Origin of the sequence: Pseudarthrobacter sp. NPDC092439, assembly GCF_044754945.1 — a bacterium.
Lineage (GTDB): Bacteria > Actinomycetota > Actinomycetes > Actinomycetales > Micrococcaceae > Arthrobacter.
The window spans coordinates 869,988-884,566 of sequence record NZ_JBIVQB010000001.1 but is presented as its reverse complement, the minus strand read 5'-3'; the positions used below and the strand labels follow the sequence as shown (position 1 = coordinate 884,566).

The 14,579-nt window shown below is 68.9% G+C and carries 8 protein-coding genes; 6 read left to right on the top strand and 2 right to left on the bottom strand.

What is annotated here, in order from left to right:
* Nucleotides 1–76: 76 nt before the first annotated feature.
* Nucleotides 77–3,271, top strand: coding sequence for an ATP-dependent helicase (locus tag ACIQCM_RS04080; protein WP_400604241.1), 3,195 nt, complete (start codon nt 77–79; stop codon nt 3,269–3,271).
* Nucleotides 3,268–6,801, top strand: a complete 3,534-nt coding sequence (locus ACIQCM_RS04075) for an ATP-dependent helicase (protein WP_400603186.1) — start codon at nt 3,268–3,270, stop codon at nt 6,799–6,801. The genes ACIQCM_RS04080 and ACIQCM_RS04075 overlap by 4 nt, the downstream gene beginning before the upstream one ends.
* Here ACIQCM_RS04075 and ACIQCM_RS04070 read toward each other — a convergent pair.
* A complete protein-coding gene (locus ACIQCM_RS04070) occupies nt 6,788–7,972 on the bottom strand; it encodes a macrolide 2'-phosphotransferase (protein ID WP_400603187.1) in 1,185 nt (394 codons plus the stop codon). The genes ACIQCM_RS04075 and ACIQCM_RS04070 overlap by 14 nt on opposite strands.
* Before the next feature lie 137 nt (nt 7,973–8,109).
* Between ACIQCM_RS04070 and nudC the strand changes: the two genes are divergently transcribed.
* Genes nudC through ACIQCM_RS04055 form a run of 3 tightly spaced genes read left to right on the top strand, consistent with a single transcriptional unit; the run spans nt 8,110 to nt 11,936 of the window.
* Nucleotides 8,110–9,132 (top strand): NAD(+) diphosphatase, encoded by a 1,023-nt coding sequence (gene nudC / locus ACIQCM_RS04065; RefSeq protein WP_400603188.1) that lies wholly within the window; start codon nt 8,110–8,112, stop codon nt 9,130–9,132.
* 54 nt (nt 9,133–9,186) lie between these two features.
* On the top strand, nt 9,187–11,322 hold the full coding sequence (locus ACIQCM_RS04060; protein ID WP_400603189.1) for an ATP-dependent helicase: 2,136 nt from the start codon (nt 9,187–9,189) through the stop codon (nt 11,320–11,322).
* Nucleotides 11,323–11,360: 38 nt separating this feature from the next.
* On the top strand, nt 11,361–11,936 hold the full coding sequence (locus tag ACIQCM_RS04055; protein ID WP_400604243.1) for a YgjP-like metallopeptidase domain-containing protein: 576 nt from the start codon (nt 11,361–11,363) through the stop codon (nt 11,934–11,936).
* A 9-nt stretch (nt 11,937–11,945) separates the two neighbouring features.
* Here ACIQCM_RS04055 and ACIQCM_RS04050 read toward each other — a convergent pair whose 3' ends face one another.
* A complete protein-coding gene (locus tag ACIQCM_RS04050; protein ID WP_400603190.1) occupies nt 11,946–13,316 on the bottom strand; it encodes a zinc-dependent metalloprotease in 1,371 nt (456 codons plus the stop codon).
* Between the two features lie 206 nt (nt 13,317–13,522).
* On the opposite strand from ACIQCM_RS04050, the gene ACIQCM_RS04045 reads away from it, so the two are divergent.
* Nucleotides 13,523–14,548, top strand: coding sequence for a PDZ domain-containing protein (locus ACIQCM_RS04045; RefSeq protein ID WP_400604244.1), 1,026 nt, complete (start codon nt 13,523–13,525; stop codon nt 14,546–14,548).
* Nucleotides 14,549–14,579: the final 31 nt, after the last annotated feature.

Sequence of the window (14,579 nt, the reverse complement as noted above, 5' to 3'; positions counted from 1 at the left end):
TTCGCTTCCAGGGTTCCCGGACCAGGCGCAGGGCCATGACCCGGGCCACGCGCAGACACGCGACGCCGGCCCCGGGCTGCGCCTGCTTCCCCCGGCAAGGATCCACGCCGCCGCACCCGTCCTCACTCCGGACCAGCAGGCCGTGGTGGACGTGCCGGCAGGTTCCGGTCCTGTACTGGTACCCGGCGCTCCGGGGACCGGAAAGACCACCGTCCTCATCGAGGCAGCCGTTACGCGCGCGGTCCGTGACGGAGTGGATCCCGAACGCATGCTCATCCTGGCGCCCACCCGGCTGGCAGCAGACTTCCTGCGGGACAGCTTCACGGCCCGGCTGGACCGGAGCCTGAGCACCACGCCGGCCAGGACCTGGGCCTCCTATGCCTTCGATGTGCTGCGCCGTGCCAAGGCTGAAGGAATCCTTCCCCTGTCCCGGCCGCCGCGGCTGCTATCCGGGCCTGAGCAGGACCTCATCATCAAGGAACTCCTCGAGGGGCACCGCTTGCCCGGGTTGGAACTGCCCTGGCCGCGGGACCTGGACCTGGCCCTGGAAACCCGGGGCTTCCGTCAGGAGGTCCGGCAGCTCTTTGACCGGATCATCGAGTCCGGCCGGACCGCCGAGGACCTCGCGCTGCTCGGCGGGCAGGTAGGCCGGCCGGACTGGGTTGCCGCCGCGCGGCTTTACGCCGAGTACCGCGACGTCCTGGACCTCAGGATGCCGGAGGCTTTCGACCCGGCCGGGATCCTGACAGCAGCGCGGCACGTCTTCCAGGACGCGCCGGATTTCCTGGCCGCCGAACGGGACCGCCTGCAGCTGGTCCTGGCCGACGACATTCAGGAAGGCAGCCCCGCCGTGTTCGAGCTGCTGGCAGATATCGCCGCCGGACGTGATGCCTTCATCACTTCCTCGCCGGACACCGTGGTCCAGGGCTTCCGGGGTGCCCGCCCGGACCTGGTGGCGGACCTTCCGCGGCTGCTGTCCCCGGAGGCCGTCATCCTGGAACGTCCCCTGCGGTTCGCGCACCGCCATGCGCCCGCCGTGGCCAGGGCGTGGCAGGGTGTGGCCGGCAGGATCTCCCGGCGCGCCGGCGGGCAGCTGGCCCGCCGCCTCGAACCTCACCGCGACGGGAACGAGGCCGGAGCCGTGGAGGCCCACCTCGTCCCCTCGGCCGTGCATGAGCTCCGGTACGTCACGCAGCGGATCCTGGACCAGCACATCAACCACGGACGGGACCTCAGCCACATGGCCGTCATCGTCCGCAACGGCGGGCAGGTTGCGGAACTCCAGCGCTACCTGGCCGGGCAGGGCGTACCCGTGCGCGTTCCCGTGGCGGAGTCCGCCGTCCGGGACGAGGTCGCGGTGCGGCCGCTGCTGGACGCCTTTGCCATAGCCCTGGACAGCTCCCTTCTCACGCCCGAGGCTGCGGTATCGCTGCTTACTTCGCGGATTGGCGGAGCCACGTCCATCGAACTGCGCCGGCTCCGGCAGTCGCTTCGGCGGGAGGAACTTCAGGGCGGGGGCGGCCGGACCAGCGACTCGCTCCTCGTCGAAGCCCTGCTGGAGCCCGGGGCGTTGTCCACCCTCGGCATCGAGGGCCGCTCGGCCCGCAGGACGGCCCGGATAATCCAGGCAGGCCAGGTGGCTGCGCTGGAGCCTGGCGCCAATGCCGAATCAGTGCTCTGGGCTATCTGGAGCGCAACCGGCCGTGCAGCGGAGTGGACCCGGGCGGCCCTGTCCGGCGGCCCCCACGGCGCCCGGGCGGACCGGGACCTGGACGCAATGATGGCCCTGTTCCACACCGCTGAACGCTATGTTGACCAGATGCCGGGAGCCGGCCCGGAGCAGTTCCTGGAGTACCTCCTGAACCAGGAACTCCCCATGGACACCCTGGCGGCACGGGCGCAGGTGGACGACGCCGTGGAGCTGATGACGCCCGCCAGTGCCGCCGGCAGGGAGTGGCCGGTGGTGATCGTCGCGGGCCTCCAGGAAGGCGTGTGGCCCAATACCAGGCTCCGCGGTGAACTCCTGGGCAGCACGCTTTACGCCGACGCTGTGGAGCATGGGGTTCCCTATGCCCTTCAGCGCGACCCGCTGAGCAGGCTGCGGGACATCCGCTACGACGAGCTGCGGAGCTTCTCCACCGCGGTGTCCCGGGCACGTGACCTGCTCATTTGCACAGCAGTTTCCTCCGAGGATGACCAGCCTTCCTCGTTCCTGGACTACATTGCGCCGCTGCCCGCCGGCAGCACTGGCCGTGGCTATACCCCCGTTGACCGTCCCACCACCCTTCGCGCCTTGGTGGCCGAACTGCGGCAGCATGCCCAGCTCGGCGGGAACGCCGGTCACGAAGCAACGCGGGTGCTGGCGCACCTCGCCGCGGCGGAACCGCCGATACCCGGCGCCCACCCCGATTCCTGGTGGGGGCTTGCGCCGCTCAGTTCCGACCAGGCCGTAGTGCCGCCGGACGGTACTGTCTTTGTCTCGCCTTCCAAGGTCGAAACGGTGCAGAAATCGCCCCTGGACTGGTTCGTCCAGGCGGCTGGGGGCGAGGCGGCCACCGATTTTGCCCGCAGCCTGGGCACGCTGGTGCATGCCATTGCACAGGAGCTTCCGGAGGCCTCCGGCTCCGAGTACGTTGCCGAATTGGTTAAGCGTTGGCCGGCCTTGGGAATGAAGGACAACTGGGAAGGACAGTTGGATTTCCAGCGGGCGGAGGCCATGGTCCGCAAGCTGGCGCTGTACGTGCTGGCCATGCGCTCCGACGGGCGCAGCCTGGTGGGCGTGGAACAGGACTTCGAGGTTCCGCTTGGTTCGGTCACAGCGGACGACGGCGGCAGGCGCCTCGGCGTTCTGCGCGGCCAGGTGGACAGACTGGAAATCGATGGCGACGGCAGGCTGGTGATTGTGGACCTCAAGACCGGCAAACGGCAGCCGGGCAAGGGCGATGTTCCGCGCCATCCCCAGCTCGGCGCCTACCAGGCGGCGGTGGTGGCCGGCGGGTTCGCTGCTGAGGACGGCAGCGGCAGCGTACCTGGCGGTGCAGTCCTCGCACAACTGGGAACCGGGGCGAAGGGGCCCGCCATCCAGCACCAGGACGCGCTGGACCCCCAGGAGAACTGGGCCATGGACATGGTGAAGGAGGCAGCGGCCGTGATGGCAGGCAGCACGTTTGAAGCACGGCACGATCCTGCCAAGGGAGGGCACGGCGGTCATGGCTGCCGGCTTCCGGAAGTCTGCCCGCTCTGCGTCCGCGGACGGCAGGTCACCGAATGAGCGGCCAGCATCCCGGCGTGCCGGAACCGAGGTTCACACCGGAAGAGCTGTCGGGGCTGCTGGGCGAGAAGAACGTGCCCACTCCGGAACAATCCGCCATTATCTCTTCGCCCCTGGCTCCGCGCCTGGTCATCGCCGGGGCAGGTTCCGGCAAGACGGCAACCATGGCCGACCGGGTGGTGTGGCTGGTGGCCAACGGCTGGGTGCGGCCCGAAGAAGTCCTCGGTGTCACCTTCACCCGGAAGGCGGCCGGGGAACTGGCATCCCGGATCAGGGCCAAGCTGGCCACGCTGCAGCAGCTGGCCCGGCAGGACGGCAGCCACGGCTTCCCGGAAGGCCTGTCAGGCAGCGAGGCGCCCGAGCCGAAGGTATCCACCTACCACTCCTTCGCCAGCGGAATCGTCTCCGACTACGGGCTCCGGCTCGGTGTGGAACGGGACGTGGTCCTGCTGGGCGGCGCGCAGGCATGGCAGCTGGCCAGCGAGGTGGTGGAAGCCTACGACGGCGAGTACGCCCACTTCCGTACTGCCAAGTCCACTCTGGTTAAGGCTGTCATCCAGCTTGCCGGTGAGTGCGCCGAGCACCTCCAGGACCCGCGGGACGTCGAGGCGTGGCTGATGGCCCGGCTGGCGGAGTTCCAGGCCCTGCCGTACCTGGACGGCAAACCGAAGAACCCGCCGCAGGCTGCGGGCGATCTGGCAACCATGCTGCGTACCCGAGCCAGCGTGGCGGACATGGTGGCCAGGTACGCAGCCGCGAAACGGGCACGGGGCGCCCTGGACTTTGGCGACCTGGTGGCATTGGCCGCGCAGGTGGCCCGGGACGTTCCGCTGGCGGCCACCCTTGAACGGCAGCGCTATAAAGTGGTGCTCCTTGACGAGTTCCAGGACACTTCACACGCGCAGCTGGTCCTTTTCTCCCGCCTGTTCGGCGGCGGGCACGCCGTGACGGCGGTCGGTGACCCCAACCAGTCGATCTATGGCTTCCGGGGCGCGTCCGCCGGCCAGCTCTTCCACTTTGTGCGGGAGTTTCCCGTCCGCAACCACCCGGACGGGGCGCCCGGCAGTTGGTCTCCCGCGCCCACGTCGTACCTCACCACGGCGTGGCGGAACGGCCGGAACATCCTGGCCGCGGCCAACGTCATGTCCCAGGCGCTGGCAAGGGAAGCAGCCCAGCGGGGGCCCGGTGGGGGAGAACCGGACGACGCAGGCGCGCCGGCAGGTGCCGCCACCGGGGTTCCCGAGGTTCCTCCGTTGCAGCCCAGCCCGTTCGCGGCCGACGGGACTGTGGTCCTTGGCCGGTTCGCCAGCGACGCGTCCGAGGCAGAGGCACTTGCGCAGGACGTGCTGAAGTATCGCTTGACGGTCTTCGAAACGAAGCCGGACGGTTCACCGGTGCCGCCCGCGCTCGCGGTCCTGTGCCGCCGCCGTTCCCAGATGGAGGCCGTGCGGCGGGAATTCGACGCCCGCGGAATCGCTTATGAGATTGTCGGCCTGGGCGGGCTGCTGGACACGCCGGAAATCGTGGACCTCGTGGCCACCCTGCGCGTCCTCGCCGATCCCACCCGGTCGGACGCCCTGATGCGCCTGCTGGCAGGGGCACGCTGGCGGATCGGCCCGGCAGACCTCATGGCGCTGCGGGACTGGTCCGGCCAGTTGGCGGGGCGGCGCAGCAGGGCCTCCCAGCCCGCGGACGGCACCAAGGGGGAGTTCCTGCCGCAAGAGCAGCAGGGCCCTGGCCAGTCAGTGGACGCAACCGACGACGGCGGCCCGGTCCTTGAGGGGGACCTGACCGACGGTGCCAGCCTGGTGGAGGCCCTGGACTGGCTGCCGCGCGACGGCTGGACGTCCACGCACGGGCGGTCCCTCACCCCGGAGGCGCGCAGCAGGATGGCACGGCTCTCCGCCGAACTCCGCCAGCTGCGCACCTACCTGGGCGACGATCTCACCACCCTCCTGGGCGAGGTGGAACGGGCCATGCTCCTGGACATCGAGGTGGCGGCCCGTCCCGGCACCAGCATCCACCAGGCCCGGCGCAACCTCGACGCGTTCCAGGACGCGGCCGCCGGATTCCTGCGCACCTCCCAGCGCGTGGATGTCATTGCCTTCCTGGCCTGGCTTGAGGCCGCTGCCGCAGAAGAGAACGGGCTGGAATCCCCGCCCAGCGAGGTCAACCGGGAGGCGGTACAACTGCTCACGGTCCACGCATCCAAGGGCCTGGAATGGGACGTCGTGTTCGTACCGGGCCTGAATGCCGGCGCCTTTCCCAGCGACCGCGACTCGCGGTGGAGCAGCGGCGCGGCAGCACTTCCCTGGCCCCTGCGCGGGGACCGGGCGGACCTGCCGCAATGGGATCTGGACCAGCCGGACCAGAAAGGCTGGATCGACGCGGAGAAGGATTTCAAGTCGGCTGTCCAGGCACACGGAGTGTCCGAGGAACGGCGCTTGGCGTATGTGGCCTATACCCGCGCCAAACACGTCCTGTGGGTATCCAGCGCCGCGTGGGTGGGCTCCCGCGCCGGCCGGGCCGAGATGTCTCCGTTCCTCGCCGAACTCGAAGCGCTCGCCCAGCAGGGCAGGGACGGTGCGCAGGCCGCTGCAGCGGTCCACCCGGCGTCCCTTGAGGAGGCCGCCCTGCCCGACTCCAGTCCGCTGACGCTGGACGCAGAGGTCGCCTCCTGGCCCTACGATCCGCTTGAGGGGCCGGTAGATCCCCGTACGGGAGCTCGCCTGCGGTCCGTTGAAGGGCGGCGGGCCGCCATGGAAGCTGCCGCGGCGCGCGTCCGGGCAGCGCTGGAATCTGTCCCGCAGGAGTCCCTGCTGCCTGAGACAGGCGGGACAGGCCATCCCGGAACCACTCCGCCGGTCTGGGCGAAGGAAGCCGCGCTGCTGCTGGAACGCCGGGCCCGGCGGTCACACGGCCAGGACGTCCATCTTCCCGGCCACATCTCGGCGTCCACTTTCGTGGAACTCAGTGATGATCCGGCAGCGGTCCTGGCGCGCCTGCGCCGGCCCGTCCCGCGTGAACCGGGCATGTCCGCCCGCAAGGGGACCGCCTTCCACGCCTGGGTGGAAGAGTACTACGGAACCAGCGGGATGCTGGACCTGGGCGAGGCCCCGGGCCCGGACGACCATATCGATGCCGCCTACGACCTCGACGCAATGGTGGCCACCTTCAAGGCCTCACCTTGGGCGGAACGTTCCCCGGTTTTCGTTGAGGTACCCGTGGAAACCCGGGTGGGCGACGTTGTGGTGCGGGGCCGCATCGACGCCGTGTTCCAGGACCCGGACGGCCGCTGGGACCTGGTGGACTGGAAGACCGGGCGGCGGCCGTCCGCCGGCCAGCTCAAGACCCGCGCGGTGCAGCTGGCCGTCTACCGGCTCGCCTGGGCACGGCTCAAGGGCGTCCCATTGGACGACGTCCGGGCGGCGTTCTTCTATGTTGCGGACAACCAGGTGGTGCGCCCCCACGACCTCGGGACCGCCGCGCAGCTGGAGGAGATGGTGGCTGCCGCGTTCAGTTCTTCCTGATCTCCACCACGGAGAGGGCAGCCGTGGACGGGTCCTCCGCGTTCGCGGAGGGCCCGACGCCGTCGCCGGCACCGTGGCCCGGCTCCGGCGGAATCGGGGTGACGTGCACTGCAGGCACGGCCTTCAGCGGAACCGGCTGGACGGGCGGCACCGGCTTGACTGAAGGGACTGCCTGGACGGGCGGAGCCGGCTGCACTGGCGGGAGCGGCGCGGACGGCTCCAGAGTAACCACCGGCTCCACCGAGATTGGCTGGCCGCCATGGCGCCGGATATCCTCGTCGAGCGACGTAAGCATGTCCTCCGCCTCGGCGACCATTTCGGCATCATCGGCCGCGATGCCCTTGACCAGGTACTGCGCCAGTGCAAACTCTGCTGACAGCGCCGCCCGCCGCAGGAGATGGGTGTCGGTGCTGTCGCGGCGTGCGGACGTGTAGGCGGCCAGCACTGCATCCACGAAGTCCTGTTCGTTGGACGCGACGAGCCACGCAAAATCGTCTGCGGGGTCGCCGATCCGCAGGTCGGTCCAGCCGGTCACGGCGCTCACACGGTCACCATCCACCAGCAGGTTGTCCTCGTGCAGGTCCCCGTGCACCACGCACGGGTTGAAACGCCACAGTGAGACGTCTTCGAGGGCGTGCTCCCAGCGCAGGAGCAGGCCGGCCGGAATTTTCCCGGTGGTGGCGGCCTGGTCCAGTTCGTTCAGCCGGCGCTGCCGGAACTCGTTGGGGGTATAGCTGGGCAGGTCGGCGTTGTTGACCAGGTCCAGCGGAAGGTCGTGGATCGCAGCCAGGGCGGTACCGATTTCCCTGGCGAGGGCCGGGGAACCGCCGGTCAGTTCCTCCACGCTGCGGGTGGAGCCCCCCAGGTGCGAGTAGACAAACGTACTCAGCGTTCCAAGGCGGACACTTCCGGCCACCGTAGGCATCAGGAACGGCAGCTCGGCGCGGACGGCTGGGGCAAAGGCCCTCAGTACCAGGAATTCGGTCTCCAGCCGGGCGCTCGCCTCGGCATGGCGCGGGGACCTGACCCGCCAGCGCTTGCCCTCCGAATCCAGCAGCAGGGCAGAATCGAAGTCCGCCGGATCGTCCGGGGCAGCACTGACAGCCGTAGGGGTCAGTCCGGGGACAGCCGCGGTAGCGACGGCTGCCAGTTCCATCGGTTCTCTTCTCACCGTTCCACGGTAGATTGCCCGCCCGCCAAGAGCCCGATGTGGCGGCGGCGAGTCTCCAGATAGGTATAAATCACCCGGGCCTGGTCCTCCCGCGGCCGAGAATGTCAATTGTCGGCTCCAGTCAGTACGGTGGATCCATGAGCCACGCGGAGTCTGTTGCACCGGCCCGCCGGGACCACCCGGCGCGGATGCCCGCCAACCACCTGATGGACACGGTGCTGCCGGTCCCGCCCGCACTGGTGGACCGCGGGGCCGCAGTCCGCATCCGCCCCGGGATGGTGAACGAACTGCTGGAGAGCCACGGCACCCTTGCCGTGGTCCTGTCGGGCCGGGAGGGGCTGGTCCGCGACGGCGCCCTGTTCCTCACGGGGGCCAGGGACCTGCGGGAGAGCATGGCCGCCGCCGGCATCGAACCAAACCTGGTGGTCTACCTCGGCGCGGCGCTGGCAGGCTCGGACTTGCCCCCCGGCACCCGGCTCCTGTTGTTCGTTCTGTCCGCGCCGGCAGAACCCGGCACGGCAGGAATTCCGGCCGATGCTGCCTGGCGGGGCTTCCGCGACGTTGCCGCCGGGCTCAGCGCCACCCACACCGCGCTCTTCGTCGAGGCCAGCGCCATTGCCAACTGGCATGCCGGCCATACCCATTGTCCGCGCTGCGGAGTGCCCACGCAGGTGGAAGCCGGCGGCTGGATCCGCCGCTGCCCCGCGGACTCCACGGAGCACTACCCGCGGACGGATCCGGCCATCATCGTCACGGTGGTGGGCCCGGACGGCCGGTTGCTCCTGGGCGGCGGCGGCCCGCTGGACGCCCGCAACTACTCCACGCTGGCCGGTTTCGTGGAGCCCGGAGAATCACTTGAGCAGGCAGTGGTGCGCGAGATCTTCGAGGAAGTTGGGGTGAGGGTCACCGCGTGCCAGTACCTCGGCTCCCAGTCGTGGCCGTTCCCTGCCTCCCTTATGCTTGGATTTACCGCCGTGACGGAAGATTCGGAAGCAACGCCCGACGGCGTGGAGGTCACCAGGGCGCGCTGGTTCAGCCGCGCCGGACTCCAGGAAGCCATCCTGGACGGTGAAATCACCATTCCGGGAAGGCTTTCCATTGCCCGGGCACTGATCGAACACTGGTTCGGCGGACCCATCCAGGACCGCACCGGGGCCTAGCGGTCCCTCCCGCCGGTTTCCGGCACGCGGCACTCGAGACAAAGAACAGCAGAAGTGACTCCAGAACATTTTGACGGTGCAGCATCCTTGGAGGACCGGATCCTTGGGGGCCTGGACGCCGAACAGCGAGAAGTCGCCAGTACCCTCAACGGGCCCTTGTGCGTGCTGGCCGGAGCCGGAACAGGCAAGACGCGGGCAATCACGCACCGAATCGCATACGGGGTCCATTCGGGTGTCTACACTCCCCAGCGTTTGCTTGCGGTGACCTTCACGGCCAGGGCGGCAGCGGAAATGCGCAGCCGCCTGCGCGACCTGGGTGCCGGGAACGTGCAGGCCAGGACGTTCCACGCAGCGGCACTGCGCCAGCTTCAGTTCTTCTGGCCACAGGCCGTCGGCGGCACCCTGCCGCACCTCCTGGACCACAAAGCCCAGCTGCTGGCCGAGGCCGCCCGCCGGCTCCGCCTCAGCACGGACCGGGCATCCATCCGCGACCTCGCATCCGAGATCGAGTGGGCCAAGGTCTCCATGCTCACTCCTGCCAACTACCTGGAGAATGCCCAGGGACGCGGAACACCCGGCGGATTCGACCCCACTGCGGTGGCCCGGGTGTTCCAGTCCTACGAGGACGTCAAGACAGACCGCAACGTCATCGACTTCGAGGATGTCCTGCTCATCACCGTGGGCATCCTGCAGGAGGACGAGAAGGTTGCCGCCACGGTGCGCGAGCAGTACCGGCATTTCGTGGTGGACGAATACCAGGACGTATCCCCGCTGCAGCAGCGGCTGCTGGAGCTCTGGCTGGGCGGCCGGGATGAACTGTGTGTGGTGGGCGATGCCAGCCAGACCATCTATTCCTTCACCGGGGCCTCCCCGAAGCACCTGCTGGGCTTTAAGGCCCGGTACCCGCAGGCCAACGTGGTCAAGCTCATCCGCGATTACCGGTCCACTCCGCAGGTGGTCAAGCTCGCCAATGATCTCCTTGCCGCCCGCCGCAGCGGCGGCTCCGTAGCGGACGCCGCCTGGGCTTCGCCGCTCCAGCTGGTGGCGCAGCGGCCCCCAGGTCCCGTACCGGGCTTCATCGAGTGCACGGATGACGAGGCGGAAGCCGCCACGGTGGCGGAAAAAATCAGGCAGCTCCTCGAAGCCGGCACGCCCGCCAGCGAGGTGGCCATCCTCTTCCGCACCAACGGACAGTCCGAAGCCTACGAGCAGGCGCTCGCAGCCGCGGGCATTGGCTACCAGCTGCGCGGCGGTGAACGGTTCTTTGCCCGCAAGGAGGTACGCGACGCGATCCTGCAACTGCGCGCCGCCACCCGCGCCGTGGCCCCGGAGGATGCCGCGGAGCCCTTGGGGCAGCTGGTGCGGGACATTGTCTCGTCCCTGGGCTATACGGAGGCGGCCCCGCACAGCGGTGGGGCGCTGCGCGAGCGGTGGGAGTCGCTGGCAGCCCTTGTGGCACTGGCCGATGACCTGGTCCAGGCCCGCGGTGCCGGCTTCGGCCTCGCGGACTTCGTGAACGAGCTCCAGGAACGCTCGCTGGCCCAGCACGCACCCACGGTCCAGGGCGTCACGCTTGCTTCGCTGCACGCCGCCAAGGGCCTGGAATGGGATGCCGTGTTCCTGGTGGGCCTCAGCGAAGGTCTCATGCCCATTTCCTTCGCCGATACCCCCGAAGCGGTCGACGAGGAACGCCGCCTCCTCTACGTCGGCATCACACGTGCCCGCGAACACCTGTCGCTCTCGTGGTCCACGGCCCGCACTCCGGGCGGCCGGGCCAACCGAAAGCCCTCGCGCTTCCTCGATGGCCTCCGGCCGGACTCCGTGGCAGGCTCCGGGACACGGGGGAGGACCGCCGTCGTCCGCCGAAAAGCTGCGGCACCCGCCGTCTGCCGCGTCTGCGGAAGCATGCTGGCCACGGGCGCGGAGCGCAAGGTGGGCCGATGCAACAACTGCCCGCCCAGCTATGAGGAACAGACCTTCGATGCGCTGCGGAGTTGGCGCCTGGAAGTGGCCCAGGCCGCGGACGTGCCGGCCTTCGTGGTTTTCACGGATGCCACGCTCACGGCGATTGCCGAAGCCCGGCCTGTCGCGCTGGAAGACCTCGCCGCACTGCCCGGCGTCGGTCCATCCAAGCTGGAACGCTACGGCGAAGAGGTCCTGCGGGTGCTTGCCGAAAGCCAGGCACTGTGAACAGCAGGCGGACAGGGCGTGCGCCTGCACAGGGCACTATACCTGCGGCTGCCCTCAGCACCCCGGACGGTTCCCCCGTGGAGGTGCGGCGTTCAGCCCGGCGCACCCGCACCGTGGCCGCCTTCTGGGAAAACGGCACCGCCGTGGTGGCCATTCCGGCACGCTTCTCCGCAGCGCAGGAGGCCGAGTGGGTGCACCGGATGCTGGCCAAACTGCAGCGGCAGGGGGAGAAGCGCGCTGCCGGCGGCCGCCGGCGTCCCGCCAGCGACGCCGCATTGGCGGAACACGCCACCGCGCTTTCGGCCCGCTACCTCGGAGGGCGCGCCGTTCCTTCCTCCGTCAGGTGGGTGGGCAACCAGAACTCGCGCTGGGGTTCGGCCACGCCGTCGGACGGAAGCATCAGGCTGTCGGACAAGCTGCGGCCCATGCCGCAGTGGGTCATCGACTATGTGCTGCTCCACGAGCTTGCACACCTGCTGGTGCCCTCCCACAACGCCGCCTTTTGGCGCCTCCTGGAGCCTTACCCGGAGACACAGCGGGCCAAGGCGTTCCTGGAAGGCGTCGCGTTTGCCACATCGAGGTCCCTGCCCGAACCTCCCGGCTCCTGCCAATAAGCCGGCCGGTCACTTGCCGTCGGAGTCCGGCGCGTCGTCGAATCCGCCGTCCAGCAGCTTCTGCAGGGCGTCATCCACTTCGCTGCCGCTGGCTTCAGCGAGCTTGCGGCGGCCGCTGAAGCCGCGGGGATCGTCCAGGTCTTCGGCTGTCGGCAGGAGGTCCGGGTGGTGCCAGATGGCGTCGCGGCCCTCAATGCCGCGTTCCTCCTTGAGGGTCGCCCACAGCGTGGCGGCGTCCCGAAGCCGGCGCGGCCGCAGTTCCAGCCCCACCAGCGAGGCAAAGGCCTGTTCCGCCGGACCGCCGGTTGCACGCCGGCGCCGGACCGTTTCGCGCAGGGCGGCAGCGGAGGGGAGGACATTTTCCGTGGCGGCGGCCGTCAGTTCGTCCACCCATCCCTCCACCAGGGCGAGGGCTGTCTCCAGCTTCTCCAGGGCCTGGTCCTGCGCCGGGGTGCGCTGCGGCATGAAGACGCCCTGCGAGAGGGCTTCCTGGATTCCTTCCGGATTGCCGGGGTCAAGTTCCCTGGCCAGCTCCTCGATACGGGAGGTATCGATGTGGATACCGCGGGCGTACGCCTCGATGGCGCCGAGCAGGTGGCCGCGGAGCCAGGGGACCTGAACGAAGAGCCTTGCGTGGGCGGCTTCCCGGACCGCGAGGAAGAGCCGGATGTCGTTTGCCGGCAGCGAAAGGCCTTCACCGAAGGCTGCCACGTTGGCCGGCAGGAGTGCCATCTCCAGATCCACCAGCGGCACGCCAATGTCGGTGGAGCTGACCACATCCGTGGACAGTGCGCCGATGGCCTGTCCCAGCTGCATGCCGAAGATGGCGCCACCCATGTTCTGCAGCATTGAGGAAGCGCCGCCCATCATGGACTTCATTTCCTCCGGCATCTGTTCAGTCATGGCTGAGGACAGCGCGTTTGCGATGCTGTTGGCCACGGGCTCGGTGAGCCGCTTCCAGGTGCCCAGTGTGGCCTCGACCCATTCGGCGCGGGACCACGCATGGCCGATCAGCCCCGTACCGGGCAGGTCAGTCACCGGGTCCAGCCACAGCTCCGCGAGCCGCAGGGCCTCGTCCACTTCCCGCGACTGCTGGGCCGTCACGGACGGGTCAGCGCTGCCGGCGGCCACCCGGCGGGCGTTCTCATGCGCCAGGGTCCAGTTCACCGGCCCCTCTGACGGGGCGCTCATCATGGCCTGGACTTGGGCGAACATCTGCGCCAGGAGGTTGGGATCGTTCGGCAGGCCCGCAGCCTTGGCCAGCTCGGCCGGGTCGAAGTTCTCCATCCCCTTGCCGCCCATCAGGTTCTGCAGCATCTCTGCCAGTGGATCCTTGGGCGTGTCATCGCCGTTGGACGAATTAAGTGGATTGGAGGTCATGGTCCTGCCGATCGTCGGTGTGACTGTTGATCAACCTTCACGGTACCCCCGCGGGAAGCGGCTGTCTGCCGGCCGGCGGCACCGTTCGCTGTCGGCAAAGACCGCCGCCCCGGGTCAGCGCGTACTCTTGGTGGGTGACGTTGATAGCCGAACCCAGGGACCGTGAATCCAGGGACAAGGAGCCCGGGGACGGGAAAGTGTCCGTCATGATGCTGGCGGGCATGACAGCCCTCGGATTGGGGATTGCGGTCGGGACCGTTCCGGTGCCGTACGTCATCGAATCTCCGGGGCCCACCTACAACACCCTTGGCAGGATCAACGACGCCCCGGTCATCAGCGTCAGCGGCCGGCAGGCTTACCCTGCCGAGGGAAACCTGGACCTCACCACGGTCTACGTCGACGGCGGACCCAACAGCCCGGTCAGCATCCTCGGCGCGTTCTCGGCCTGGCTGGATCCTGCCAGGAGCATCCACCCGGTGGAACTGCTATATCCCACCGGCACCACCAAAGAGGAAGCCGATGAGCAAAGTTCCATGGCAATGGCCTCTTCCCAGGAAAACGCCCTGGCATCCGCACTGAATGAGCTGGACATCCCGTTCGGTGAGAAGCTCCAGGCCGCGGAGATCCCGGAGGGCTCCGCTTCGGCGGGCAAGATTCTGCCGGGGGATATTTTCGCTTCCATCAACGGCAAGGCGGTCACCGCCCTCTCAGTCATCCAGAAGGAGCTCGCTGCCGGCGGCGGGGCGCCTGCCACCGTGGTGCTGGAGCGGGACGGAAAGCCGGTCACCGTGAGCGTCACTCCGCAGGAAGTGGAGGGCCGCCACATTCTTGGCGTCATGCTCAAATACCTGTTCACCTTTCCCATTGACGTGAAGATTTCGCTTGAGAAAGTGGGCGGGCCAAGCGCCGGCCTGATGTTTTCGCTGGGCATCATCGACACCATCACGCCGGGCAACCTGACCGGCGGCAGGCACATCGCCGGCACCGGAACCATCTCGCCGGACGGGCAGGTGGGCCCCATCGGAGGCATCCGCCAGAAAATGCAGGGCGCGCGGGAGGCCGGTGCCACGTTGTTCCTGGCTCCCGCCGAAAACTGCGGGGAGGTGGCGGAGCACGTCCCGGACGGTATGCAGGTGGTCCGTGTAGAGACGCTGGCGGAGGCACGCGCCGCCGTGGAACGCGCAGGTAACGGCCTGGACACGGCCGCTCTTCCTGCCTGTTCGAGCAACTAGACTGGCAGGAACTAAGCATTTCTGACCAGCA